Source organism: Paramesorhizobium salinisoli (assembly GCF_003335045.1).
In the GTDB taxonomy this organism is placed as follows: Bacteria; Pseudomonadota; Alphaproteobacteria; order Rhizobiales; family Rhizobiaceae; genus Paramesorhizobium; species Paramesorhizobium salinisoli.
This window is the reverse complement of record NZ_QOZG01000006.1, coordinates 200,976-226,070: the sequence shown is the minus strand read 5'-3', so window position 1 is coordinate 226,070 and position 25,095 is coordinate 200,976. Positions and strand designations below refer to the sequence as shown.

The following is a 25,095-nucleotide window of genomic DNA, read 5'->3' as shown; positions in this document are numbered from 1 at the left end:
ACAAGGAAACGAACCATGACAACCAAGCTTGATCCTTTCGCCGCCTCCCCCTCGCTCATGAAGAGCTGGACTGCCACATCGATTGCCATTACCGCAGGCCTGGAGTCCAGCCTCATCGAGCTCGTGAAGATCCGTGCTTCCCAGATAAATGCCTGCGCCAATTGCATCCATATGCACACCGCGGAGGCCCGCGCGAAGGGAGAGACCGAACAGCGCATCTACCTCTTGTCGGCCTGGCGCGAGGCGCCTTGCTATAGCGCCCGAGAGCGCGCTGCTCTCGGCTGGACAGAGGCCCTGACGCGTCTTTCCGAAGGCCATACGCATGAAGCCGCCTACGAGGCCCTGAAGGCGCAGTTCACAGAGGAGGAGCAGGTCAATCTCACATTGATGATCAATGTCATCAATGGTTGGAACCGCATCGCCATCGGCTTTGGCTTGTGGTTCGAACCGGCGACCGCAAAGGCCGCCGCCTGATGGTGGACGCGCAATCCGAGGACGCAGCGGCGGGTTTCAATCCGCTGCGTCCAAAACTCATGCGCGTCGCCTATCGTATGCTGGGCTGCGTAGCCGATGCAGAGGATATCGTGCAGGAGGCTTTCATCCGCTGGATAAGGACTGAGCGTGGCCAGGTGCGCGAGCCGGAGGCCTTCCTGCGCAGCATCGTCACGCGGCTCTGCCTCGATCAACTCAAGTCGGCGCGCCGCCAGCGTGAGACTTATATCGGTCCATGGCTTCCAGACCCTGTCGTGGAAGAGGAGGAAGACGAAGACGTCACCTTGCCGCTGATGCTCGCACTGGAACGCCTTTCTCCGCTCGAGCGGGCAGCCTTCCTGCTGCACGATGTGTTCGGCCTAAGCTTCGAGGAAGTGGCGGCGACTGTCCAGCGCGACCCGGCTGCGTGCCGCCAGCTCGCCAGCCGCGCCCGCACCCATGTGCGCGAGGCGAGACCCCGCTTCCAGGTGGACAAGCAATTTGGCCTCGAATTTTCAAAGGCATTCTTCGCCGCCTCGCGCAGCGGCGACATGAAGGCGCTTGGCGCGATGCTGGCGGCTGAAGTTAGCATTCATGCAGATGGCGGCGGCAAGCGCTCGGCAGCCATGGAGCCCGTCATCGGCTACGATGCCGTTATGAAAGTGCACGAATATCTGGCGGCCCTGTTCATCAAGGGCGGCTCGACCCTTGTTCGCGCCGGTTTCGTCAATGGCTTGCCCGGCTTCGTCACGCGGGAAGCCGATGGGGAACTCCAGACGACCGCGCTGGAAATCGAAGACGGAAAGATATCGGCGATCTATATAATGCGGAACCCCGACAAGCTGAGGCATCTGCATTAGATTGCTGACAAATGGATGGCCGGGGACAGCGTTTCCGGTCAGGTGAAAACGGCAAGCTCCGTTTCACGATCGAACAGATGGACATTTTCCGGAGAAATGTGGAGGCGGATGGCAGCGCCCTTTTCCACTTCGGGTCGGCCACTATGCGCTACAACCAATTGCTGTGATGCCACAGCGGCGGTGACGAATGTCATGCTGCCTGTGGATTCCACGCTTTCCACGACTGCATCCAGGGCAAGACCGTCTTTCACCTCGGTGAACGACAAATGCTCGGGCCGCAGGCCTGCCCACAAACGCGATCGGGGGACGAGCTTGCGATCGAGAATGAGATGCTGCGCCTGATCCTGCTCGATCGCAAGCGTGTGCCCATCGGGACCTGTCACAACGGGAATGAAGTTCATGGCCGGCGATCCGATAAAACCGGCGACGAATTTGTTGGCGGGCTTGTCATAGAGGTCGAGGGGGCTTCCCTGCTGCTCGACCACGCCCAGGCGCATGACCACGATATGATCGGCCATGGTCATGGCTTCGACCTGATCGTGGGTGACGTAGACCGAAGTCGCCCCCAGCCGCTCATGCAGTTTGCGGATCTCGCTGCGCATATGGACGCGCAGCGCCGCATCCAGGTTGGACAGTGGCTCGTCGAACAGGAATACCTTGGGATTGCGCACGATGGCGCGGCCCATGGCGACACGCTGCCGCTGCCCGCCCGAAAGCGCCTTCGGCAGCCGATCGAGAAGCCCGCCGAGCCCCAGCGTTTCCGCCGCGACGCGGGTGCGCTCGGCGATCTCGGGCTTGGGGCGGCGTTTCAGCCGCATCGAATAGTTCATGTTGTGCTCGACATCCATGTGCGGATAGAGCGCATAGGACTGGAACACCATGGCGACATCACGCTCGCGCGGCGGCTTGCCGATGACGCTTGTCCCCGCGATGCGGATATCGCCCGAACTCGTCTTTTCCAGCCCCGCCAGAGTGCGCAGCAAGGTCGACTTGCCGCAGCCCGAAGGGCCGACAAGCGCCACGAACGAGCCTTTCTCAATGGCTATGTTGATGTTCTTCAGCGCGTGGAACCCGGCATAGTGCTTGTTGAGACTGTCGATCTCGATCTGGAGCATGATTTACCTCATTTCAGCGCGCCCGCGGTGAGACCGCTGACGATGCGCCGCTGCAGCAGCATGAAAATCACAAGAATGGGCGTCACATAGATCGCGGCATAGGTCATGATGCCGTTCCAGTCATTGGCATTGGGGCCCATGAAGGTCTGGAGGCCGACGGTCGCCGTCTGCAGCTCGTTCTTGGCGATGAGCGAACGCGCATAGACATATTCGCCGAAGGACTGCAGGAAGATCAGAACGGAAGTGATGAGAATACCGTTCCTCGCAAGCGGCAGCATGATGTTGAAGAAGGCCCCGATGCGCGACGACCCATCGACGAGCGCCGCATCCTCCAGTTCGCGCGGCACCTGAACGAAGGTGGCGCGGCAGAGAACGATATAGAGCGGCAGCATCTTGGCGGCTTGCGCCAAAATAACCGCAAAACGGGGGCTCGCCAGAAGGCCCAACTGGTTGAACGCAACGAAGATCGGCGTCACCATCAGCGACGACGGCAGCACCTGCATCATCAAGATGGCGAACAGCGCCATATCCATCCAGATATTGCGGACCCGCGCCAGTACATAGGCGCAGCCCGTTCCCAGTATGGTGACGAGGAAGGTGACGCCAATGGCGATGATGAGCGAATTCCAGATATACCGGCCCATGTCCCGGCCCTTCCAGACCTCCAGGAAATTCCATTGCGGATTGCGGGGCCAGAAACTTGGCGGATATTGGAAGATTTCCGTGCCGTCCTTGAAGGCCGTCAGATACATCCAGTAGAGCGGGAAGAGATAGACCGTCGTGATAGCGAGGCCGATAATGAGAAGGATGTAGCGTTTCACCGGCTCTCTCCTCAATAGCTGTGTTCGTGGCGGGTGGAGCGAACATAGACAGCGGCGACCACGATGACGAACAGGATCATCAGCACCGAAACGGCGCTGCCGAGCGAGATTTCGTAAGTCTGGAACGAAAGCTGCCAAGACCAGTATTGCGCCACATTGGAACTATCCGCCGGTCCCCCTTGAGTCAGCGCTGCGATCAGGTCGAATTGCTGCAACGTGAAGATAACGCCCAGCGAAATGACCGCGCCAAGCTGCGCCCGCATCAGCGGGAGCGTGATCGAGCGGAACCGCTCGAACGCGCCCGCCCCATCCAGTTCCGCCGCCTCATAGACATCGCGCGGGATGCTGGCGAGCCCCACCGACAGGAGGAGCATATTGAACGGGATGCCGAGCCAAACATTGGCGATGATGACGGCATAAAGCGCGACATCAGGGTTCGAAAGCCAGAAGATGCGGTCTTCAGTGACGCCTGATGACATCAAGATATAATTGATCACGCCGAAATCGCCGGCGAGCAGCCATTTCCAGATGGCGCCGACGACAAGCGCGGGCATGATCCATCCGGCGAGGAACAGCCCGCGCAGATAGGAGGCGCCGGGAAAATCCTGCTGAAAGAAGAGCGCCAGCCCGAAGCCTATCGATAGCTGGAATACGATGGAGAGCACGACGAACTTCACCGTGTTCCAGAAGACGGCAGAGGCGATCGGCTGCGACAGGATATCGTAATAATTCTGCAAACCGACGAAGGGCCGGTTGAACGAAGCAATCGTGAACATGTCGACCGTCTGAAGCGACATGATGATGTTGTAGATGATGGGAAACGCTGAAAACGTCACGAGATAGATAAGGGCGAGCGATAGCAGAAGGATATCGAACCCGCTACCGTCCCGGATCGTCCTGATGATGCCTTGCACGGATTCTCCTCCCCGCCTCCTGCTCCACCCCCTCCCCGCCATTTTACGGAGAGGGAAAGCCATATCGGCTTTATTTACTCAGCACCGCATCGATCTGCTTTTGCGCCGCGGCGAGCGCGGTCTTCGGATCGCTTTGATGCGTCAGGGACGACTGGATGGCAGTGTAGATCGCCTTGGAGATTTTCGGCCACTCCGGATGCGGGCCGCGGTTGCGCGCATATTTCATGCTCTCTTCGAAGACTGCATAGATCTTCGGCGCCTGCGGATTGTCGATCTGCACCTTGGAAGCAGGCAGAAAGCCGAAGCGGTTCCAGACTTCCGGCATTTTCGAATGGAGCCATTCGAGCAGGATGAAGGCCTCTTTCGGATGCTTCGAGTTGGCCAGGATCACATTGTCGCCTTCGCCCAACGCCGATGCGCGCGGCGCGCCATCATAGGGAACGGGGAGCAATGTCGCGCGATAATCGAACTTCGCGTCCTTCGACATGCGGGGCAATTCCCACGGACCGGAAATGGCCATGGCAGCATTGCCCGCATTGAAGGTGGCGAAGGAATCGTACTGACCGCGGATCAGCGTGTCGGGAGAAGCGAGCTTCTCGTCAAGCAGCTTGCCCCAGAATTCCAGGACTTTGGCGCCGCCTTCGGTATCGACCTTGTTATAGTCGCCGCCAGTCATCTGCAGCCAGGGCAGGAACTGGAATGTCCCCTCCTCCGTGGCAACGGCGGAAAAAGCGAGGCCATAGACGTTCTTGGCCGGATCGTTGAGTTTTTTCGCCGCGTCGTAGAGTTCGTCCCATGTCCGTGGCGGCTTGTCCGGATCGAGGCCCTTCGCCTTGAACATATCGGCATTGTAATAAAGGGCGATTGTATTGGCGCCGCGCGGAAGGCCGTAGATCTTGCCGTCCCAGGTCACCGACGCGAGCGGTCCGGGGAAAATATCCTCCTTCTTGACGATTTTCGAATTCTCGATCATCGGCGTCAGGTCGAGCAGCAGTCCGCGCGAGGCGAAAAGCGCCACCTCCGGATTATCGATATAGGTGACATCGGGCCCTTCACCCGTTGCCGTGGCGCGCGCCAGATCGTTGACCATGTCGCGGAACTGGACCGTCTTGAGATTGAGCTTGATATCGGGATGCGCCTGCTCGAACTCGTCCTTCAACAGATAGATATACTGGTCCGGCCGGTCGATCGTCCAGATTTCCAGCGTTACCGGCTCGGCCTGCGCGGTAGCGGCTGAAAACAGCGCCACGGCGCCTGCCATCCATTTTACGATGCGTCTCATCTGCCTTCTCCTCCTCTTGTTGCTTATACTGTCTGCGCACTTCTCGGCGGCGCGCTGGACCGGTGGTTGCCTCCATCAATGCCGGAAATCCCGTCCGGCAGCGGGTCCTTGACGGGAAATCAGGGAGTGGCGACGAAATCGCCGCCACGGCATTGCTTGAGATAGTTGAGCGAATGGACCTGACCGGTCATTTCGAGATCGCCGCGATAGACCGGATCATGCCAGCCTTCGATGTCGATCGAGCCCGACCAGCCCGCCAGACGCAGTTCGGAGATGACGTCCGTCCAGTTGGTATCGCCAAAGCCCGGCGAGCGCATGAAGACGAACGCCTCCTTGCCGAATATCCCATGTTCACGGATGACATCCCAGCGAATGGTCGCGTCCTTGCCATGGACATGGAAAAACTTATGCGCCCATTTGCGGATCTGCGGCAAGGGATCGATCAGATAGACCATCTGGTGGCAGGGCTCCCATTCGAGGCCGAGATTGTCGGCGGGAACCTCGTTGAACATCATCTCCCAGGCGTCCGGATTATGCGCGATATTCCAGTCGCCGCTCGCCCAATTGCCGTCCATGGCGCAGTTCTCGAATGCCAGCCTGATGCCCTTGTCGGCTGCGCGTTTCGAAAGCTCCGTCCAGACTTGGCGGAAACGCGGCAGGCTTTCCTCGATCGGTTTGCCGCGCACCCGTCCGGTGAATCCCGCGATCGTGGTTGCGCCGAAAAGATGCGCGTGGTCGATCAGCGCCTCCCATCCCTTCAGCGTTTCCCTGTCGATCTCGGTCTCTTCAAGAGGGTTGCCGAACATGCCGAGCGTGGAGATGGTCACATCCTTGTCGCCGATCGCCTCTTTCAGTTGCGACGCGAGCGTCGGCAGATCCTTGTTCATCACCTGCCAGAAGAAGGGTTCGATGCTTTCGAAACCGTGCGGCAGGATGCTCTTCACATAGGCCGCGGGATCGGGCGCATTGGCCTTGATCATCGTGCCGATGCGGATGGATTTTGCCGGATCGCTCAATTCGAAACTCCTTAGATCGTGATTTCGATGCGCCGCCCGGTTTCCGCGCTGTCGATCGCGCCGAACACCATTGCGAGGCTCTTGATATTTTCGCTGCCCACCGTCTCAGGCGTGGAACCACCGCGTGTCGCGGCGATAAAATCCTGCAACACTCCGAGGTGGCCGCCCACGCGGTCGGATGCATCGAGGGGAGGGATCTCGATGGCGACCACCTCGGAGAACAGGCCGTCTTTGCCGGAGGTGACGGCTTCGGCCTGTATGTCGTCATACCCGTCCCATAGGAGCGTCCCCTTGCTTCCCACGATGCGCCAGGCGCTTTCCCAGCTCGTTGGCAGGCCGTCGGCGCACCAGCTGCCGCGGTAGGTAAAGACGGTACCGTTGGAAAACTCGAAGATCGCCGCCGCAGAGGATCCCTGGCGGTACCAGGAGTTGGTTGGCTCCCACTCCCTGGCATAGACGGCGCTCGCCGTCTCATTGGCGAAGAGGCGAGCGGCATCGAATGTATGGATCGCCATATCGTGGAAAAGCACATGCCGCATCTCTTCACGAAACCCGCCGAAATGCGGTGCGAGGAAAAAATCGCAATGCAGGCTGGTCACCTCGCCAATCGCGCCCGAACGGATCAACCGGGCGATACGCCGGATCTGCGGGATATAGCGGCGGTTCTGGACAACAGCGTGGATACGGCCAGCTTCCTGTGCCCGCCGGATGAGATCGCGCGCCTCATTGAGCGTTTCGGCCATCGGTTTTTCCGACAGCACATGGCAACCGGCATCGAGCCCGGCGGCAACGGTGGCATGACGGGCGCCCGGAACGACGACATCGAAGAGAAGATCCGGCGCGGTCTTTGCCAGTACTGTTGCTAGATCGTGGGAAACAACGGCCGTGGCGAGATCGAATTCCCCAGCGCGCGCCCTGGCTCTTTCGACGTCAAGATCGACGATCCCCACGATGTCGATATCGCCAATGGTCCTGATAGCTTCGAACCATGCTTTACTCATGGCTCCGCAGCCGACTAAGACGGCACGCTGCATTTTCCTCTCCTCCCAAGGAAGCCATTGTTAAACCGTTTTAAGTGGTTGCAAATGCCTTCCGTAAACGTTTACGATAACAGTATATCGATTTGTTTTTGTCAATCCCTCTTTTCAGTGCTTTATGACCGGAGGCCTTTCTTGCCCTACCTCTATTGGAGAAAACCGTGAGCATTCGGGATCTTGCCCGCCATCTCGACATCTCTATCGGAACCGTCTCACGCGCCTTGAACGGCAAGGCGGACGTCAATGCGGAGACGCGCGAACGTGTGCTGGAGGCGGCCAAACGGCTTGGCTATGTGCCCAATCAGTCCGGGCGCAGCCTTCGCCAGGGAACGACAAACACGATCGGCTTCATGATCGAATCGACCATAGAAACCGTCGATGGTGGTGGCAGCTTCTTCATGCCGGTGTTCGAAGGTGTCCAATCGGTCTTTCGCCGTCATCATCTCGATCTGGTCGCCCTGCTCTGCGGAACGGATGAAGACCCTGCTTCCTATCTCAACCGCGTGGTCGCCCGGCGCTTCGTCGATGGACTGATTATTTCGGCAACAGCGCGGAACGACCCCCGCATCGATTTTCTCCTTGAACGCAATATCCCCTTCGTCGCACTCGGACGCAGCGCGACGAAGGGCGACTATCCTTGGATCGACCTTGATTTCGAAGGCGTGGCCGCCACCGCCGTCGAGCGCCTGGTCGGATTCGGGCACCGGCGGATCGCGATCGGTACACCGGCGAGCGATCTCAACCTCGGCTATCTTTTTCTTGACGGCTATAAACGCGCGCTGGCGGCCAGCGGCATCGATTTCGATCCCGGGCTTGTGCTGCCCGCCAATGGCCATGAAGAAGGCGGTTATCAGGTTGCATCCGCGCTCCTTGCGCAAAAACCCATGCCGACAGCGATCATTCTCGTCAACGAGAACATGGCCATCGGCCTTTACCGGCGTCTCTACGAGGCCGGAATTCATCCGGGGCGCGATATTGCGGTGATCGGCTTTCGCGAAAGCACCCAAAGCCGGTTCCTGTCGCCCACGTTGACCTGCTTCCGGATTTCGCTGCGCGATCTCGGCATCAAACTGGCCGAAGCCCTGCTTTCGACACTGCCGGCCTTTGCTGGTCAGTATCCCCCCGAAAGGGTCGCGCTGATCTGGCCGATGGAACTGGTGCCCGGTGAAAGTGACCGGACGGTACCGGGCGCCGGCACTGCGCACGCGTCGACGTCGATTCCCGGGAGCTGACAATGCTCCTACCGGCGGAGTGTCGCCGACCAGAACAGCAGCGCGGAAGCCGCGAAGAAAGCGCCCAGCAGGCACACGCCCGTCCAGCCCGCATGGGCATAGACCCATGTGGAGCATGAAGCGCCCAGCGCACTGCCGATCGAGTAGAACACCATATAGGCGGCGGTAAGCCGGCTTTGCGCCTCCGGCCTCGCCCGGTAGATCAGCCCCTGGTTGGTCACATGTACGGCCTGCAGACCGAAGTCGAGGATAACCACGCCCAGTATGAGCCATAGGATCGAGTGCGCAAGCAGCGCGATCGGCAGCCAAGAGACGAGCATTAACGCAAGCGCGATGCCGGTAACGCGCTCGCCGAGACCCTGATCGGCCCAGCGTCCCGCCCGCGCAGCACCGAGTGCGCCTGCAACACCGGCAAGGCCGAAGAGTCCGATGGCCGTATGGGAGAGCGAATAAGGCGGTGCGCTGAGCGGCAGAACCAGCGGCGTCAGCAATGTCGTGACGTCGGCAAAGATCAACATCGCCAGAATGGCGCGGATGCGCAGCACTCGCTCCTGCAGGAAGAGCGTGAAGAGCGAACCGATAAGCCTGGGATAGGGCATGGGGTCGCCACGCTTCTCCTGCGCAGGCAGCATCCGGAAGAGAAGCCCGGCAATGACAAGGGTGAGCGCGGCGGACAGGAAATAGACTGTGCGCCAACCCGAGACATCGACGAGAAACCCGGCAACGGTACGGGCAAGCAGAATGCCGATAACAATGCCGCTCGTCACCGTCCCGACGACCTCCCCGCGCTCCGCCGGCCGCGCCAGGCTCGCCGCGTAGGCGACAAAAGCCTGCGTGACGACGGCGAAGAATCCCATCGCGGCCATCGCGGCGAGGAGCGCGGCGCCTGTCGGGGCGAAGCCGACGCAGACGAGCGCCAGGACCGACAACAGGGACTGGACAATCACCAGCTTGCGCCGATCAACAAGATCGCCGACAGGCACGAGGAATATGAGGCCAAGACCGTAGCCGACCTGCGTGGCGCCGACCACGAGACCGACCGTCGCGGGCGACAGATCCAGGTCTTCAGCCATCACATCGAGCAGCGGATGGGCGAAATACGCATTGGCAACGGCGAGCCCGCTCGCAATGGCGAAGAGCAATGTGACAGAGCGGGAGAGCGACGCATCGGCATTGCCGGATGTGATGGTGCCATCCCCCTGCTCCGTGGTATTCACATCAGGGCGCGCATGTGCATTCGCGGCGCCGGTGGGCGCCGTGTCCAGATCCATTTGCATGACCAACTCCGTGCAAGTTTGGTTTCATGTTAAAACCAATTGATTGCTAGCAGGATTGGTTTTATTATGCAACTGCTGAAACAGCCCCGAGGAGCGGGCAGGAAGACGCCATGGTCAAGCGAAAAAGCCACAAGGGAAATTATTGTCCAAGCGCCCGTTCACTTGACGTGATCGGCGATTGGTGGTCGCTACTGATCGTCCGCGATGCGTTCGACGGGCTGACCCGCTTTGGTGAATTTCAGAAAAGCCTCGGCATCGCCAAGAACATTCTTGCAAGCCGGCTACGCACCCTCACCGAGCGCGGCATTCTCGAAGCCGTTCCCGCCGATGGTGGCGCTCGCCAGGAATATAGGCTCACTCCAATGGGCCGCGATCTCTTCCCGGTGATGGTGGCGCTCAGGCAGTTCGGCGAACGCCATCTCTTCGCTCCGGGAGAGAAGCACTCGCGTCTCGTTGAGCGAGCCACGGGAAAAGATGTGCGCATCGGTATCCACACCGAGGACGGGCGCCCCATAGGGCCAGATGAAGCGCTCATCATCAAGATAGCCGATACCGACAGTCCCTGAATTTGTCGTCTGGGCGCCATGAAACCGCGTTACATTGAATGAGAAGATGACCAGATGTTGTTGATCGTCGGTACAGTGCGTTTGCCACCGGAAAATCTCGTCAAAGCCCGGCCGGCCATGGCACATATGGTTTTGGCAAGCCGTGCCGAAGACGGTTGCGAAGAATATAGCTATGCGGAAGATGTGCTTGAGCCCGGCCTGATCCACGTGAAGGAAATCTGGCGCGATCAGCAAGCGCTTGATCGCCACTTTGCATCCGATCACATTGCCGCATGGCGCTCGGCGTGGCCGGGGCTTGGGATTGGCGATCGCAATTTGCGCGTCTACGAGGTGGGAGATCCACGCCAGACGTGAGGAATGTCCTGCGTGGATTTTCGAGCCGCCGGAAGCGATAACGTTCTGCCCTGCGTTGCGGCAAATTGTGAATGCCGTGCTCGGTTGGACGGTTGCGCCTCTTGGCGCGCCGGTCGATAAAGAAGAGGGTGGAGGTTCAGGAGGAAAAATGGCCTATCTGAGTTCCTTTGTCTGGCGTACGCGCCACATGGTTGAAACGTCCCGATTGAGCGCTACGGCGCGCTCGGTGCGGCGTGACCGCCTTACATATCTTTCGCCCTGGAAATTAAGACGTCTAGAAACAACCCTGAAGCAGGTTCTGCAAAACAACGTGCCCGGTGACATAGCCGAATTTGGCATTGCGCTGGGCGGAAGCGCAATCATCCTTTCCCAGGAAGCAACCCGCCATGGACGCGGCTTTCACGGCTTCGATGTTTTCGGAATGATCCCTCCACCAACCTCCGCCAAGGACGGCGAGAAAGCAAAGGATCGTTACAAAACCATCGCGAGCAGGGAATCCCGAGGTATCGGCGGCGATCTCTATTATGGCTATCGCGACAATCTCTACGATGAAGTCTGCAGTTCCTTCGGGAAATATGGCCTTGCCGTGGACGGGTCGATGGTCACCTTGCACAAGGGCTTGTTCGAGGACACGCTGCCGGTGGCGGAGATCAAAAAATTCGCCTTCGCCCACATCGACTGCGACTGGTATGATCCGGTCAGATTCTGCCTGAACAGCCTGGCAGACCGGATAAGCCCAGGAGGCGTCATTTTGATCGATGATTATCATGATTACGGAGGATGCCGAACGGCTACGGACGAGTTCCTGCAGGTGCGTTCCGACTTCGCATTCGAAGACGGAGAAAACGTCATCCTGCGCCGAACCGGACTGAATGGCTGAACGCAGGACGGCTCCTTCACCAGGCTGGCGTAGCGCAAGCCCGGCAACCGAACACGGGATATGTATTGGACCTTTTTCGCGGCCTTTCAGCCTTTGCGCCAACTCCCACGGATGCGGACGGGCATGTTCAGACAGACGCTCTCGGCCGCATTCTTGATCGTATTCATGCGGCCGGACCACATTCGATAGGCCTGCTCGGCAGCACGGGGGGATATGCCTTTCTCAGCCGGGCGGAGCGGCGGCGCGCGGTGGAAGCGGCCGCAAGCTTTGGAGAAGGCCGGACGCCGGTCATTGTCGGGGTCGGAGCGCTGAGGACGGACGAGGCGCAACAATTGGCGCGGGACGCGGCAGTTGCCGGGGCGAATGGTCTGCTGCTTGCGCCGATGACCTATACGCCATTGACGGAAGAAGAGGTCTTCCGGCACTTTGTCGCGGTGGCGTCTGCCACGGATCTGCCTCTGTGCATCTACAACAATCCGGGCACCACCAAATTCACCTTCAGCCATGAATTGATTGCCCGGCTGGCGAACGTGCCGAACATTGCCGCCGTAAAAATGCCGCTGCCGGCAAACGGCGATTTCAAAGGCGAACTGGCAGGGCTACGTGCAATAGCGCCAAAAGATTTCGCAATCGGCTACAGCGGTGATTGGGGCGCTGCCGATGCCCTGCTGGCAGGTTGCGATGCCTGGTTTAGCGTAGCGGCCGGACTGCTGCCCGGTCCTGCGCTGAAGCTCACCCGCGCAGCCCATACCGGCGACACGGCCGAGGTTCAGCGCATGAACGACGCCTTCAAGCCGCTGTGGGATCTGTTCAGGACATACGGCAGTTTCCGTGTGGTGTATGTCATCATGGACCTCATCGGCGTGAGCAACGCCGCACCGCCGCTCCCAATCCTGCCGCTTTCCGCTGAAGCCCGTCAGCGTGTGGATCTGGCACTACAAGCTATATATATCACAAACGCTGATTGACCGTTTCAACGACAGAAGCTACGCGCTGTAACTAACGGCGTTCAGCATGGTGAACGCCCGTGCGGATCAGCGGAGCCTTTGGCGGCCTCGCCGCCCATGCCGCCCGTCCCCGGTCAGGCTGGTCTCGTCTGATCCCCTGTTGCGGCAGATCGAGAACTCTCTACGACGAGTTCCACCCGGTCGGCCGCAAATCGCGTCATGGAATACTGGATCGGTTGGCCATCAAGGTCCGTGTTCAAGGCATGGGTGATAAGAATGATGGCGCCGGGTGCGAGTTTGAGTTCCCGCGTGTCCACTTCATCCGCATGGCGTGCTTCCACGCGCGTCGAGGCGCGACGGTAATCTTCAACGCCACATTCGATCAGGGCCTCGGTGATCGAGCCCGTCCGGGCGTAGGCTTCAGGAATCGCTGGAAATCGCTCGGCGCTGAACCACGACGTAGACCGGGAGACGGGCATACCGTCCGCCGTTCCCCGATTTTCGATGCGTATCAGCGTCTCGCCGGGCTGAAGCCCGAGCGCGGAGGCAACCGGTTCGCTTGCCGGCTCGCGTGCGTGACTGGTCATTTCACTGCGTGTCTCGCGTGCCTGTCCGCCAAGCCCGGCTGAAAAACGCGTGCGCTCGCCGATGGGATAGACGAGCCGCTTCTGGCGCCTGACATAGGTGCCCCGCCCCTGCTCCGATTGCAGCACGCCTTCATGGGCGAGCGCCGAGATGGCTGCGCGCACCGTATGGCGGTTGACACCGAAGCGCTCCGCAAGCTGGTTTTCAGGCGGCAGGCGACCATCCTGGTCAGCCAGCCCGCTCGCGATGCCCTGACGGATTCCGTCAGCTATCTGCCGCCACAGCGCCACCCCAACCCCACGCTGCAACCCTGCTCTTTTCACGATCGGCATCCTTTCGCGCTGCTGTCATTCGTCCGTCATCGAGACGCGTTATGTAGAAGTTAACCTATCTACTTGTCTAGATCAATATACAACTTGGAAGAACAATGAGCATTGAAACTGAGAGAGCTGCGCGAAGAAACCGGATGTCCGTCCTGGCGCGTTGCGAAACCAGCCGTTTGCAGGGACTTTGGTCCAAGCTTGGGCTTGACCCGACCTACAAGCTTCTGCGTGGACCGGAATACGGGCTCGTGATGTTGCGTGGCCGGACTGGCGGGACGGGCGAGCCCTTCAATATCGGCGAAGCAACCGTCACGCGCGCCAGCGTGAAGCTGGATGACGGTTCTGTCGGCCATGCGATGGCGCTTGGACGTGACGACATGAAAGCGCGGCTCTGCGCGATTGTCGATGCGCTCTGCCAGGATACCCGGACCGCTGTCCTGATCGATGCCGAAATGATTGCCCCCATCAAAAGCGAGCTCGATGGCGCCGACGAAAGACGCCGGCAGGAAACCGCCGCCACCCGGGTGGATTTCTTCACGATGGTACGCGGAGAAGACTGATGCAGACTGAAACAAGCACGCTCGAGGGTGGCTTCGCCCTGCCGGTTTTCGATGCGCAGGTAATTTTTCGTGCGATCATGGATGCGATGGCCCGCCCGGCGGTTGTCACGGGGGTGGTCCCACGAGCAGCACCGCCTGCACCCCTTCATCCTTTGGCGGGAGCAGTCGCCTGCACGCTGATCGACGCTGACACCCCGGTCTGGCTCGATCAGACCTTAAGCGACCGCGAAGCCTTGAAGGCCTGGCTGGCCTTCCACACCAATGCCCGCTTTACAGATGCTCCGGCGGGCGCAGCCTTTGCGCTCGTGGCCGACCCCGCCGCGATGCCGCCGCTGGACCAATTTGCGCAGGGCACGCAGGAATATCCGGACCGATCGGCAACCCTCGTCCTGCAGATCGGGAGCTTCGAGGGCGGCACGCCATTCACCTTCCACGGCCCCGGCATCAAGGGAACGGCATCAATGGCGCCGCTTGGGTTGCCGGGCGATTTTGCCGGCCAGTGGAACGAGAACACCCGCCGCTTTCCTCGTGGCGTCGACCTGATCCTGATCGCCGGTGAAGCGATCGCATGCCTGCCCCGCTCGGCGCGGCTCGTCAAGGGGAAGGAATAGACGATGTATGTTTCAGTCAAGGGCGGCGAAGCCGCAATCGACAATGCGCACCGTCTGCTGGCCGACCGCCGTCGCGGCGACCGCTCAGTGCCGGCGCTGACGCTCGACCAGATAACCGAACAGTTGGCCCTCGGCGTCGACCGGGTGATGAGCGAGGGTTCGCTTTATGACCGACGGCTTGCAGCACTTGCCATCAAGCAGGCGCGTGGCGATCTGATCGAGGCCATATTCCTCGTGCGCGCCTATCGCACCACATTGCCCCGCTTCGGCTTTGCCGAGCCGGTCGATACCGGGGCCATGCTGGTCGAGCGCCGCATATCGGCCTGCTACAAGGATCTGCCTGGCGGTCAACTGCTTGGGCCGACTTTCGATTACACGCACCGGCTGCTCGATGAAGAACTGGAAGTTGACGCTCGGATCGAGCCCGGCAGGATGCGGGAAGGCGCGAGCGAACCGGTCACGCGGATCGTCGATATTCTCGGCGGCGAAGGCCTGATCGAGGAGGAACCCGGCACGAACGGCGAAGAGCCAGGCGACATCAACCAGACCCCCCTGGAATTCCCCCTGTCTCGCGCCATGCGGCTGCAAAGCCTCGCGCGCGGGGACGAAGGCTTCCTGCTTGCGCTCGGCTATTCGACACAGCGCGGCTACGCCCGGTCCCACCCCTTTGCCGGCGAGATCCGCATCGGCGAGGTCGAGATCGAGGTCTATCTGCCGGAGCTTGGCTTTGCCGTGCCGGTCGGTCGCGTGCAGCTCACCGAGTGCCAGATGGTCAACCAGTTCAAGGGGTCGGCCAAGCTGCCGCCGCAGTTCACCCGCGGCTATGGTCTCGTCTTCGGTCAGTCGGAGCGCAAGGCGATGGCGATGGCATTGTGCGACCGCGCGCTGCGCGCCGAGGAACTGGGCGAGGACATCGTCGCCCCGGCGCAGGACCAGGAATTTGTGATCTCCCATTGCGACAACGTTCAGGCGACGGGCTTTGTCGAGCACCTGAAGCTGCCGCATTACGTCGATTTCCAGGCCGAACTCGGCCTCGTGCGCACCATGCGCGCGGAATTCGAACGGGCCAATGGTGTCTTCCAGCAGGCGCAAGCCGAAAGCGCCATCGAAAAGAAGGAGGCTGCCGAGTAATGACCGCGCACCCGCAGACATCAGGTTATAATTTCGCTTATCTCGACGAGCAGACCAAGCGCATGATCCGGCGCGCCATCCTGAAGGCCATCGCCATTCCCGGCTATCAGGTGCCTTTTGCCAGCCGTGAAATGCCGATGCCCTATGGCTGGGGAACGGGCGGCGTTCAGGTCACCGCGGCGATCCTCGGGCCACGGGACGTTCTGAAGGTCATCGACCAGGGCGCCGACGACACGACCAACGCCGTCTCGATCCGCAAGTTCTTCGAACGCGTTGCCGGCGTCGAGACGACGACCCGCACAGCGGACGCCACCATCATCCAGACGCGCCATCGCATTCCGGAGGCCCCGCTCAGGGAAGGTCAGGTGCTGGTTTATCAGGTGCCCATCCCCGAGCCGTTGCGTTTCCTCGAGCCGCGCGAGACAGAAACCCGAAAGATGCATGCGCTTGAGGAATATGGCCTGATGCATGTGAAGCTCTATGAGGACATCGCGCGCAACGGCCATATCGCCACCACTTACGCCTATCCGGTGAAAATCGAGGGCCGCTACGTAATGGACCCCTCGCCTACGCCGAAGTTCGACAATCCCAAGATGCATATGTCCGAAGCGCTGCAGCTTTTCGGCGCTGGTCGCGAGAAGCGCATCTACGCCCTGCCGCCCTATACCGACGTGGTCAGCCTCGATTTCGAGGATCATCCCTTCGAGGTGCAGCGCTTCGACAGACCATGCGCCCTGTGCGGGGCCGAGCAGGTCTATCTAGACGAGGTCGTGCTGGACGATCGCGGCGGGCGCATGTTCGTCTGCTCCGACACCGATCATTGCGAGAGCCGACAGGCGCAAGGCCTGCGCGGCGAGCTTTCGGGCGAGGCAGCACAATGAACGCCGCCGCTGCACAGATCGAAAACCTGGATCGCTCAAGCGAAGCACTGCCGCTGCTGTCGGTCCGCTCGGTGAGCAAAGCCTACGGCGCCCGCATCGGCTGCACGGAAGTCAATTTCGACATATGGCCGGGCGAAGTGCTGGCGATAGTTGGCGAATCCGGTTCCGGCAAGACCACGCTTTTGAACTGCATCTCGACCCGGCTGGAGCCAACATCAGGCACAATCGCCTACCGTATGCGCGACGGGGAAATGCGGGATCTTTATCAGCTCGGCGAAGCCGAAAGGCGTTTCCTCCTGCGTACCGACTGGGGATTCGTTCATCAGAATCCGGCGGACGGGCTACGTATGACCGTGTCCGCGGGGGCCAATGTGGGCGAACGCCTGATGGCGGTCGGTCACCGCCATTATGGCGAACTTCGCGCGACTGCGACCGACTGGCTCGGTCGCGTCGAGATCGGCGCCGACCGCATCGACGACCAGCCCCGCGCCTTCTCCGGCGGCATGCGCCAGCGCCTTCAGATCGCACGCAATCTCGTCACCGCGCCGCGGCTCGTCTTCATGGATGAGCCGACAGGCGGCCTTGATGTTTCGGTCCAGGCAAGGTTGCTCGACCTTGTGCGCGGGCTGGTCAATGAGCTTGGCCTCTCCGTCATCATCGTGACCCATGATCTCGCCGTGGCGCGCCTTCTCTCGCACCGCATGCTCGTGATGAAGGACGGCCGCGTGGTGGAGCATGGGCTGACGGATCGCCTGCTCGACGATCCGCAGGCCCCCTACACCCAGCTTCTCGTCTCCTCCATCCTGCAAGTCTGAGGTCGCTTCGCCATGAATCCAGCCCTTATCGTCTCCGATCTCGCCAAGACCTTCACAATGCATTTGCGCGGCGGGATCGAGCTGCCGGTGATGACCGGCGCCGCCTTTCTGCTGCAGCCCGGACAATGCGCCGTGCTGGGCGGTCCCTCGGGCGCCGGCAAGAGCTCCATCCTCAAGATGCTCTATGGAAACTATGCCGCCAATGCAGGGCAGATCCTGGTGCAACATCGCGGCAGGGAAATCGATCTCGCCCGCGCCGAGCCCCGGACGATTCTCGAATTGCGCCGGGAGACGATCGGCTATGTCAGCCAGTTCCTGCGTGTCGTGCCGCGCGTCAGCGCACTCGACATCGTGGCGGAACCGCTGGTCGAACGCGGCATCGACCGCCCGCAGGCAACGCGGCGCGCCGGCGACCTCCTTTCCCGCCTCAACCTTCCCGAGCGGCTGTGGAGCCTGCCTCCCGCCACCTTCTCGGGCGGCGAGCAGCAGCGTGTGAACATTGCGCGCGGCTTCATCACCGATCATCCGATCCTCCTGCTCGATGAACCAACCGCTTCGCTCGACGCGGTGAACCGGACGGTCGTCGTCGACATGATCGCCGAGAAGAAAGTGGCCGGCGTGGCCCTTCTCGGCATCTTTCACGACGCCGATGTGCGGGGCGCCGTCGCCGACACGATCATCGACGTCACCGGCTTCGCGCCGCGTGGAAAGGACGTCTGACCATGGCCCGCCTGTCCGAAACGCCTGTTATCCACCCGACCGCGCGGCTCGAAAACTGCAGTCTCGGCCGCTATACCGAAGTGGCGGAGGGCGGACGCCTCACCGAGACGGAACTCGGCGACTATTCCTACGTGATGGAGAACTGCCAGAGCTGGTGTGTCACCATCGGCAAGTTCGCCAATATCGCCGCATCGGTGCGCATCAACGCGACGCATCATCCGATGTCGCGCGCCACGCTGCACCATTTCACCTATCGCGCATCGGACTATTTCGACGATGCCGAACATGAGGCGGACTTCTTCGCGGCGCGCCGCGCCAAACGCGTCTTCATCGGTCACGATACCTGGATCGGACATGGCGTCACCATCCTGCCTGGTGTGACGGTCGGCGACGGCGCGATCGTCGGCGCGGGGGCGGTCGTGACGAAAGACGTTGCACCCTACACGATCGTAGGCGGCGTTCCGGCAAGATTCATGCGCCAGCGCTTTCCCGACGCCATCGCACAGCGGATGCAGGCGTTGGCCTGGTGGGACTGGCCCCACGAGCGGCTGCGGCATGCGCTCGACGACTTCCGTCATCTTGACGCCGAGGCATTCCTGGAACGGCACGAAAGCGCCGGCTGGCCTTTTACTCCTGTGGATCGTCATGAAACTGCAATCCCGGCGACAACGGCGCTTCATGTGACGAGGCTAAGGACATGATCCTGCATGGCCCCGCTACAGCCTGGAATGGCCGCGCGGCGGCGCAGAACTCTCATCGCCACAACATCCCCGGCACAGGCCGTGCGGAAGGAGGAACTCGATGACCGCGATCTCCATTCAAAATCTGTCCAAGAGCTTCGGCAAAAAGCGTGCGCTGGACAATATCAGCCTCGATATTCAATGCGGCGAGATGGTCGCGCTGATCGGTGCATCCGGCTCGGGCAAGAGCACGCTCATCCGCCACATCTGCGGACTGGAAATCGGCCATGCGGGTGAAAGCAGGATCGAGGTGCTCGGCAGCCCCATGCAGGACGGCGGCCGGCTCTCTGCGGGTGCCCGCCAAATGCGCCGGAACATCGGCGTGGTCTTCCAGCAGTTCAACCTTGTCGGGCGATTGACGGTTTTGTCCAACGTGTTGCTCGGCAATCTCGGTCGGATACCCGCGTGGCGGGGCACGCTTGGCCTGTTCACAAGCCAGGAAAAGCAAGCCGCACGCGAAGCGCTCGCCCGGGTCGGCATCCCGGAAGTCGCCTGGCAGCGCGCCTCCACGCTCTCCGGCGGACAGCAGCAGCGCGCGGCGATCGCCCGCACGCTCGTGCAGCGCTCCAGCATCCTGCTTGCCGATGAGCCGATCGCCTCGCTCGACCCTTCATCTGCGCGGCGCATCATGGAGATCCTCGCCGCCGTCAACCGCGACGAGCAGATCACCTGCGTCGTGTCCCTGCATCAGGTCGAATATGCGCGCCGCTACTGCCCGCGTATCGTTGCGCTGCGCGACGGGCGCATCGTCTTCGACGGCCCCTCATCCGAACTGACGAACCAGATGCTGGTCGAGCTTTACGGCGCAAGCTCGGAAGAACTGATTTTGCCGGACGCACCATCGCAGCCGGCCAAACCGAAGCGCGTCACAAAACCCGGGCGCGTTGCGGCATTCGCCTAGAGCATGTCCAGGAAAGGCGCGAAGCGGTTTTCCGTCCGGACTTGCGTAAAAACAACTCTAGCCATCACATCAACACGGAGGCCTATTATGAACGTATTTCTGAAGGGCGCGGCAGCCACTGCCTTTGCCATCGCACTGTCGGGCGCAGCCATCGCCGAAGAGATCAATTTCGGCATCATCTCCACGGAATCGCAACAGAACCTGAAGCCGAAATGGGAGCCGTTGCTGGCGGACCTCTCCAAACAAACCGGTCTCGATGTGAAGCCTTTCTTCGCGACCGATTATTCCGGCGTCATCGAAGGCATGCGCTTCGGCAAGGTGCACCTGGCATGGTACGGCAACAAGTCAGCGATGGAAGCCGTCGACCGCGCCGATGGCGAAGTGTTCGCCCAGACGGTCAACGTCGAGGGTAATCCCGGCTATTGGTCGGTCATCCTCGCGCCCAAGAACAGCAAGCTCACGTCGGTTGAAGACCTGCTGAAATGCGACAAATCGCTGAATTTCGGCCTTGGCGATCCGAATTCGACATCCGGCTTCCTGGTGCCGACCACGTTTGTGTTCGCCGCCAACAATGTGGACCCCAAGACCTGCTTCAAGAACGTGACCAATGCCAACCACGAGACCAACGCCATGGCTGTCGCCAATGGCCAGCTGGACGCGGCGGCAAACAATACCGAGAACCTGACGCTGATGGAAAAGAACGCGCCCGAGGCGTTTGCCAAGGTGAAGGTGATCTGGAAATCGCCGCTTATTCCGTCCGACCCGCTGGTCTGGCGCAAGGACCTGCCGGAAGAAACCAAGGCCAAGCTCAAGGAATTCTTCCTGACCTACGGTACCGACAAGTCGAAGGGCGACATAGCACATGAGAAGGCCGTGCTCGCCGGTCTCGAATGGGCTCCGTTCAGGCCCTCGACCGATGACCAGCTTCTGCCGATCCGCATCATGGAACTCTCGAAGAACATCGCCAAGATCCAGGGCGATGCCAAACTGTCAGACACCGAGAAGAAGATGCAGATCGAGAAGCTGGAAGCTGCGAAGGCCGAATTCGAGAAAAAGCTCAAGACGACACAGGGGTAACCTCCCCTTTTTCCGGGGGCTAGCCCCCGGTTATCGGGTCTTCGCCCCCTCCAACCGGTCGCTTCCCCAAGACGCGACCGGTCCCACCACCAGGTCGAGATCACAAATGGAACATACCGCAAAGACTATGGGCCCCGAGCAGGTCCGTCCAGACGTAGAGCGGAACTGGACGCGCAGCGCGTGGACGGCCGGCAACTGGATCATCCTTGCCCTGCTCCTCGTCTGGAGCTGGGCTCCGGCGGAAATGTCTCGCTGGACATATCTGTTCACCGATGCCGGCAATATGGCCGAGTATGCCAGTGGCTTCGCACGCCCGGATTTCTCTGAATGGCGCTATTACATGCAGGAGATGCTGGTCACCATCCAGATTGCCCTGTGGGGCACGTTTCTGGCCGGCGTCTTCGCGGTCCCCTTCGGCATATTGTCGGCCCGCAACATCGCGCCCTGGTACATCGTTCAGCCGGTGCGCCGCCTGATGGATGCCTGCCGCTCGATCCACGAACTGGTCTTCGCCGTACTTTTCGTCGTTGCCGTCGGGCTTGGGCCGTTTGCCGGCGTGATGGCGCTTTTCATCCACACAACGGGCATTCTTGCGAAGCTCTTCTCGGAGGCCGTAGAAGCGATCGACGCCCGCCCGGTCGAAGCGATCCGGGCGACGGGTGCAACGCGGCTTCAGGAAGTGGTGTTTGGCGTGGTGCCGCAGGTGATGCCTCTCTGGATGTCCTATGCGCTTTACCGCTTCGAATCCAACGTGCGGGCCGCGACCGTCCTCGGCGTGATCGGGGCCGGCGGCATTGGTCAGGTGCTCTTTGAATCCGTCCGCGGCTTCTACTATCCGCAGGCCGCGGCCATGCTCATCATCATGCTTTTGGCCGTGTCGCTCATCGACCTCCTGTCGCAGCAGATGCGCAAGCTGTTTCTCTGAGGTCCCGAGGACCTGTCTCATATCAAAATCCGGAAAGCCTGCCTGAATGCCGCAAGAAACTATCCTCTCCAATGCACAAATCGTTCTCGAGGACGAGATCGTCACCGGCTCCATTCTCATTCGCGACGGACTTATCGCCGGCATGGACAGCGACAGGTCCAGCCGCGGCGAAGACATGGCGGGCGATTATGTCATTCCGGGTCTCGTCGAACTTCACACCGATCATCTGGAATCTCACTATAGCCCGCGTCCCGGCGTCGTGTGGGACAGTCTCGCGGCTTTGCAGGCGCATGATGGACAGGTGGCCTCCTCCGGCATTACCACGGTATTCGACTGCCTGCGTATAGGATCTGACGAGGATTCGGGTTTCAAACAAGGCGAAATGCGCGCCATTGCCGACGCAATCCGGTACGCAACCTCGGAAGATCGCCTGCGCGCCAGCCATTTCGTCCATCTGCGCTGCGAAGTCTCGGCAGCCGATGTGCTTGAGCATTTCGCAGATTTTCACGGCGATCCGCAGATAAAGCTTGCCTCTCTAATGGACCATGCTCCGGGCCAGCGCCAGTTCCAGACACTCGATCAGTACTCGCTCTACTACAAAAAGAAGCGCAGGCTGAACGATGCCGATTTCGAGCGCTTCGTCGCCAGGCGCATCGAGGAGTCGAAGCGCTATGCCGACCCCCACCGCAGGGCGATTGTCGAAGCGTGCGACGAGCAGGGTATCGCCCTTGCCAGCCACGACGACGCAACTGTCGAGCACGTGGAGGAATCCAAAAATTTCGGGGTGCGGGTGGCAGAGTTTCCAACCAGCATGGAAGCCGCAAAAGCTTCGCACCAGGCCGGCATGGCCGTGCTGATGGGCGCGCCCAATGTGGTGCGCGGCAAATCGCATTCAGGCAACATCTCGGCCAAGGAGCTGGCTTCAGCAGGCGTGCTGGATGTGCTTTCGTCGGACTACGTGCCGTTCAGCCTGATCCACGCGCCGTTCGTGCTCGCCGATGAGGGCCGCATGAGCCTGTCGCAAAGCATTCGTCTCGTGACGGCAACGCCTGCGCGCACCGTTGGTCTTACCGATCGCGGCAGCATCGCCAGCGGCCTTCGCGCCGATCTGGTGCGCGTGCGTCGCAAGGCCGGCGTACCGGTTGTCCGGTCGGTTTGGCGCGAGGGCCGCCGCGTTGCCTGAAGCAAAGCCCCGTGTCGGCACGCTCCTGGTGGTCGTCGGTCCGAGCGGGGTCGGCAAGGACAGTCTGATCGCCTATGCAAGACAACGCCTGGCGTCGAATTTATCGATCCTGTTCGTGCGCCGCGTCATCACGCGCCCGGCGCTCGCATATGCCGAGGATCATGATACCTGCTCGCCCGAAGCCTTTGCGGCTGCTCGCGCCGCGGGAACCTTCGCCGTGACCTGGGAAGCGCATGGTCTCAATTACGGCGTGCCGCGCGAAACCTGCGCACATCTTGAGCGCGGCGGCGTGGCGGTTCTCAACGGTTCGCGAGCGGCTCTGCGTAAAATCCGGTCGGCGTTCGGCGGATCGACGACGGTCGTTCGTATCACTTGCGATCCGGATATATTGGCAGCGCGGCTGGCCGCCCGCCGGCGCGAAAGCCCCGCCGAGATCGAGCAGCGCCTCCGACGCGCCGCGATGGTGGCCGACGATATCGGAGACGCAATCGAGATAGACAACAGTGGCGAGCTTGTCCTTGCGGGTGATATCCTGGTGTCGACGATCCGCGGGATTGCAAAATCCATCGGAGGCTATGGCGATTTTGTACCCGCTTCGACAGGACAGGCGGTGAAAGCAGACACATGAGCGAGGGCAAAGTTCCCGCGGCGGCGATCTGGGCGCTCGGCGCGACCCAGATCATCGGCTATGGCACACTCTATTACAGCTACAGCATGCTTGCGCCTGCCGTGGCGACGGAACTGGCCTGGTCCCAGCAATGGGTGCTTGCCGTCTTTTCCCTGGCGCTGTTCGCCAGCGCCCTGGTCGCCCCTGTGGCGGGACATCTGGCTGACAGGTTCGGCGCCGGTAAAATGATGGTTCCCGGATCGGCGGCAGCTGCCGCGGCCCTGCTTCTATGCGCGCTCGCGCCGGGGCGCCTGGGTTTTACCGTCGGCGTGCTGGCGATGGAACTTGCCGCCTGCTTCGTGCTTTACAGCACCGCCTTCGTGGCGCTCGTTCAACTGGGCGGCAGCAATGCCCAGCGAAGCATCACCCACCTGACCCTGATCGCCGGGTTTGCCTCGACATTGTTCTGGCCGCTCACTGCGATGCTGCAAGACCATCTGAGCTGGCGGGAGATCTTTGCCGTATTTGCAGTGCTCCATCTGGCCGTGTGCCTGCCGATCCACGCCTGGCTTGCACGGCTCTCGCGCCATGTTCGGGAAAACCGCGACAACAGGACAGAGCCTCCCGAAAGCAAGGAGCCGGCAAGCCGGCAACGTAGTGGGATGTCGCCCCTGTTCCTTCTCATGCTCGCGGCATTCGCGATCGAGGGCTTTGTCCTCTCCGCCGTCCTCGTTCAGATGGTCCCTCTGCTCGCCGCCATAGGCCTTGGCGCCAGCAGTGTGTTCGTCGCAACCCTTTTCGGTCCCTCGCAGGTCGCCAGCCGCCTCATCAACATGCTGTTTGGCAATGCCTTGCGGCAGACTTGGCTGGCGCTCGGCGCGACGGGTGCACTTTGCGCCGGGCTGATGGTCCTGCTCCTCAGCGCTCCTGCATTGTCCGGTGCGATCCTCTTTGCGATCCTCTTCGGCCTGGGTTCCGGGCTGATGAGTATCGTCGGCGGCACATTGCCGCTCGAGGTGTTCGGCCGCGACGGCTATGGAGCGCGTGTCGGCTGGATCACCGCCGCCCGCCAGTTCAGCTCCGCCTTCGCGCCCTTCGGGTTCGCGCTGATGACCACAGGGCTCGGCGTGTTTCCCGCTTTATGGATCAATGCGTCGATCGGCATAGCGGGCATTGCAGCCTTTGCCGGTATCGTCATCATGCAGGCACGCTCACGCAAGATCGAACCCCGGCTCGGGATGGAAATTGCGTAGTGTGCCAGGGG

General features: G+C 61.1%; 28 protein-coding genes. 20 read left to right on the top strand and 8 right to left on the bottom strand.

The annotated features are described in order from the left end of the window. Positions 1-15 precede the first annotated feature (15 nt). Entirely contained in the window at positions 16-474 is a 459-nt protein-coding gene (locus DUT91_RS15840) for a carboxymuconolactone decarboxylase family protein (RefSeq protein WP_114441492.1), read from the top strand. Continuing rightward, entirely contained in the window at positions 474-1,331 is an 858-nt protein-coding gene (locus DUT91_RS15835; protein ID WP_114441491.1) for a sigma-70 family RNA polymerase sigma factor, read from the top strand. Before DUT91_RS15840 ends, DUT91_RS15835 begins: the two co-directional genes overlap by 1 nt. A 38-nt stretch (positions 1,332-1,369) precedes the next feature. On the opposite strand, the gene DUT91_RS15830 is transcribed toward DUT91_RS15835, so the two are convergent. The 6 genes from DUT91_RS15830 to DUT91_RS15805 all read right to left on the bottom strand — a co-directional run bounded on the left by DUT91_RS15830 (position 1,370) and on the right by DUT91_RS15805 (position 7,513). Next, a complete protein-coding gene (locus tag DUT91_RS15830; protein WP_114441490.1) occupies positions 1,370-2,449 on the bottom strand; it encodes an ABC transporter ATP-binding protein in 1,080 nt (359 codons plus the stop codon). A 5-nt stretch (positions 2,450-2,454) separates the two neighbouring features. Beyond that, on the bottom strand, positions 2,455-3,267 hold the full coding sequence (locus DUT91_RS15825; RefSeq protein WP_245419750.1) for a carbohydrate ABC transporter permease: 813 nt from the start codon (positions 3,265-3,267) through the stop codon (positions 2,455-2,457). Positions 3,268-3,278: 11 nt separating this feature from the next. Then, a complete protein-coding gene (locus DUT91_RS15820) occupies positions 3,279-4,181 on the bottom strand; it encodes a carbohydrate ABC transporter permease (RefSeq protein WP_114441489.1) in 903 nt (300 codons plus the stop codon). 70 nt (positions 4,182-4,251) lie between these two features. Beyond that, on the bottom strand, positions 4,252-5,463 hold the full coding sequence (locus DUT91_RS15815) for an ABC transporter substrate-binding protein (RefSeq protein WP_114441488.1): 1,212 nt from the start codon (positions 5,461-5,463) through the stop codon (positions 4,252-4,254). Between the two features lie 119 nt (positions 5,464-5,582). Then, positions 5,583-6,479 carry a sugar phosphate isomerase/epimerase family protein gene (locus DUT91_RS15810; RefSeq protein ID WP_114441487.1) on the bottom strand — a complete coding sequence of 299 codons (897 nt, stop codon included), beginning with the start codon at positions 6,477-6,479 and terminating at the stop codon, positions 5,583-5,585. Positions 6,480-6,490: 11 nt separating this feature from the next. After that, the gene (locus DUT91_RS15805) at positions 6,491-7,513 is read right to left on the bottom strand and encodes a Gfo/Idh/MocA family protein (RefSeq protein ID WP_114441486.1); all 1,023 of its coding nucleotides are present in this window, start codon (positions 7,511-7,513) and stop codon (positions 6,491-6,493) included. Between the two features lie 164 nt (positions 7,514-7,677). Between DUT91_RS15805 and DUT91_RS15800 the strand changes: the two genes are divergently transcribed. After that, entirely contained in the window at positions 7,678-8,748 is a 1,071-nt protein-coding gene (locus DUT91_RS15800; RefSeq protein ID WP_114441485.1) for a LacI family DNA-binding transcriptional regulator, read from the top strand. A gap of 8 nt (positions 8,749-8,756) precedes the next feature. Here the strand turns inward: DUT91_RS15800 and DUT91_RS15795 are convergent, their stop codons facing one another. Next, positions 8,757-10,025 (bottom strand): MFS transporter, encoded by a 1,269-nt coding sequence (locus DUT91_RS15795; protein WP_114441484.1) that lies wholly within the window; start codon positions 10,023-10,025, stop codon positions 8,757-8,759. Between the two features lie 110 nt (positions 10,026-10,135). Between DUT91_RS15795 and DUT91_RS15790 the strand changes: the two genes are divergently transcribed. The 4 genes from DUT91_RS15790 (at position 10,136) to DUT91_RS15775 (ending at position 12,793) form a co-directional block, all read left to right on the top strand. Beyond that, the gene (locus DUT91_RS15790; RefSeq protein WP_114441483.1) at positions 10,136-10,591 is read left to right on the top strand and encodes a winged helix-turn-helix transcriptional regulator; all 456 of its coding nucleotides are present in this window, start codon (positions 10,136-10,138) and stop codon (positions 10,589-10,591) included. A gap of 54 nt (positions 10,592-10,645) precedes the next feature. Beyond that, a complete protein-coding gene (locus DUT91_RS15785) occupies positions 10,646-10,945 on the top strand; it encodes a putative quinol monooxygenase (RefSeq protein ID WP_114441482.1) in 300 nt (99 codons plus the stop codon). Then, positions 10,893-11,825 carry a TylF/MycF/NovP-related O-methyltransferase gene (locus DUT91_RS15780; RefSeq protein ID WP_147272193.1) on the top strand — a complete coding sequence of 311 codons (933 nt, stop codon included), beginning with the start codon at positions 10,893-10,895 and terminating at the stop codon, positions 11,823-11,825. Before DUT91_RS15785 ends, DUT91_RS15780 begins: the two co-directional genes overlap by 53 nt. Positions 11,826-11,890: 65 nt before the next feature. Continuing rightward, a complete protein-coding gene (locus DUT91_RS15775) occupies positions 11,891-12,793 on the top strand; it encodes a dihydrodipicolinate synthase family protein (RefSeq protein WP_245419749.1) in 903 nt (300 codons plus the stop codon). A gap of 113 nt (positions 12,794-12,906) precedes the next feature. Here the strand turns inward: DUT91_RS15775 and phnF are convergent, their stop codons facing one another. Continuing rightward, positions 12,907-13,680, bottom strand: a complete 774-nt coding sequence (phnF, locus tag DUT91_RS15770) for a phosphonate metabolism transcriptional regulator PhnF (protein WP_245419748.1) — start codon at positions 13,678-13,680, stop codon at positions 12,907-12,909. A gap of 104 nt (positions 13,681-13,784) precedes the next feature. On the opposite strand from phnF, the gene phnG reads away from it, so the two are divergent. The 13 genes from phnG to arsK all read left to right on the top strand — a co-directional run bounded on the left by phnG (position 13,785) and on the right by arsK (position 25,084). Then, complete coding sequence (gene phnG, locus DUT91_RS15765; protein ID WP_114441478.1) at positions 13,785-14,240, top strand: phosphonate C-P lyase system protein PhnG; 456 nt, start codon at positions 13,785-13,787, stop codon at positions 14,238-14,240. Further along, positions 14,240-14,851: a phosphonate C-P lyase system protein PhnH gene (phnH, locus tag DUT91_RS15760; RefSeq protein ID WP_114441477.1), complete on the top strand. Its 612-nt coding sequence runs from the start codon at positions 14,240-14,242 to the stop codon at positions 14,849-14,851. The genes phnG and phnH overlap by 1 nt, the downstream gene beginning before the upstream one ends. A 3-nt stretch (positions 14,852-14,854) precedes the next feature. Then, positions 14,855-15,982 carry a carbon-phosphorus lyase complex subunit gene (locus DUT91_RS15755; RefSeq protein WP_114441476.1) on the top strand — a complete coding sequence of 376 codons (1,128 nt, stop codon included), beginning with the start codon at positions 14,855-14,857 and terminating at the stop codon, positions 15,980-15,982. Beyond that, complete coding sequence (locus tag DUT91_RS15750; RefSeq protein WP_114441475.1) at positions 15,982-16,863, top strand: alpha-D-ribose 1-methylphosphonate 5-phosphate C-P-lyase PhnJ; 882 nt, start codon at positions 15,982-15,984, stop codon at positions 16,861-16,863. The genes DUT91_RS15755 and DUT91_RS15750 overlap by 1 nt, the downstream gene beginning before the upstream one ends. After that, a complete protein-coding gene (gene phnK, locus DUT91_RS15745; RefSeq protein WP_114441474.1) occupies positions 16,860-17,678 on the top strand; it encodes a phosphonate C-P lyase system protein PhnK in 819 nt (272 codons plus the stop codon). Before DUT91_RS15750 ends, phnK begins: the two co-directional genes overlap by 4 nt. Before the next feature lie 12 nt (positions 17,679-17,690). Then, complete coding sequence (phnL, locus tag DUT91_RS15740) at positions 17,691-18,398, top strand: phosphonate C-P lyase system protein PhnL (RefSeq protein WP_114441473.1); 708 nt, start codon at positions 17,691-17,693, stop codon at positions 18,396-18,398. A gap of 2 nt (positions 18,399-18,400) precedes the next feature. Next, positions 18,401-19,099 (top strand): DapH/DapD/GlmU-related protein, encoded by a 699-nt coding sequence (locus DUT91_RS15735; protein WP_114441472.1) that lies wholly within the window; start codon positions 18,401-18,403, stop codon positions 19,097-19,099. Between the two features lie 100 nt (positions 19,100-19,199). Next, positions 19,200-20,039: a phosphonate ABC transporter ATP-binding protein gene (gene phnC, locus DUT91_RS15730; RefSeq protein ID WP_114441471.1), complete on the top strand. Its 840-nt coding sequence runs from the start codon at positions 19,200-19,202 to the stop codon at positions 20,037-20,039. Between the two features lie 87 nt (positions 20,040-20,126). Then, positions 20,127-21,116, top strand: coding sequence for a phosphonate ABC transporter substrate-binding protein (phnD, locus tag DUT91_RS15725; RefSeq protein ID WP_114441470.1), 990 nt, complete (start codon positions 20,127-20,129; stop codon positions 21,114-21,116). Between the two features lie 106 nt (positions 21,117-21,222). Then, on the top strand, positions 21,223-22,041 hold the full coding sequence (gene phnE / locus DUT91_RS15720) for a phosphonate ABC transporter, permease protein PhnE (RefSeq protein WP_245419747.1): 819 nt from the start codon (positions 21,223-21,225) through the stop codon (positions 22,039-22,041). A gap of 46 nt (positions 22,042-22,087) precedes the next feature. Then, on the top strand, positions 22,088-23,224 hold the full coding sequence (locus DUT91_RS15715) for an alpha-D-ribose 1-methylphosphonate 5-triphosphate diphosphatase (RefSeq protein ID WP_114441468.1): 1,137 nt from the start codon (positions 22,088-22,090) through the stop codon (positions 23,222-23,224). Beyond that, positions 23,217-23,852, top strand: a complete 636-nt coding sequence (phnN, locus tag DUT91_RS15710; RefSeq protein WP_114441618.1) for a phosphonate metabolism protein/1,5-bisphosphokinase (PRPP-forming) PhnN — start codon at positions 23,217-23,219, stop codon at positions 23,850-23,852. Before DUT91_RS15715 ends, phnN begins: the two co-directional genes overlap by 8 nt. Then, on the top strand, positions 23,849-25,084 hold the full coding sequence (gene arsK / locus DUT91_RS15705; protein ID WP_114441467.1) for an arsenite efflux MFS transporter ArsK: 1,236 nt from the start codon (positions 23,849-23,851) through the stop codon (positions 25,082-25,084). Before phnN ends, arsK begins: the two co-directional genes overlap by 4 nt. Positions 25,085-25,095: the final 11 nt, after the last annotated feature.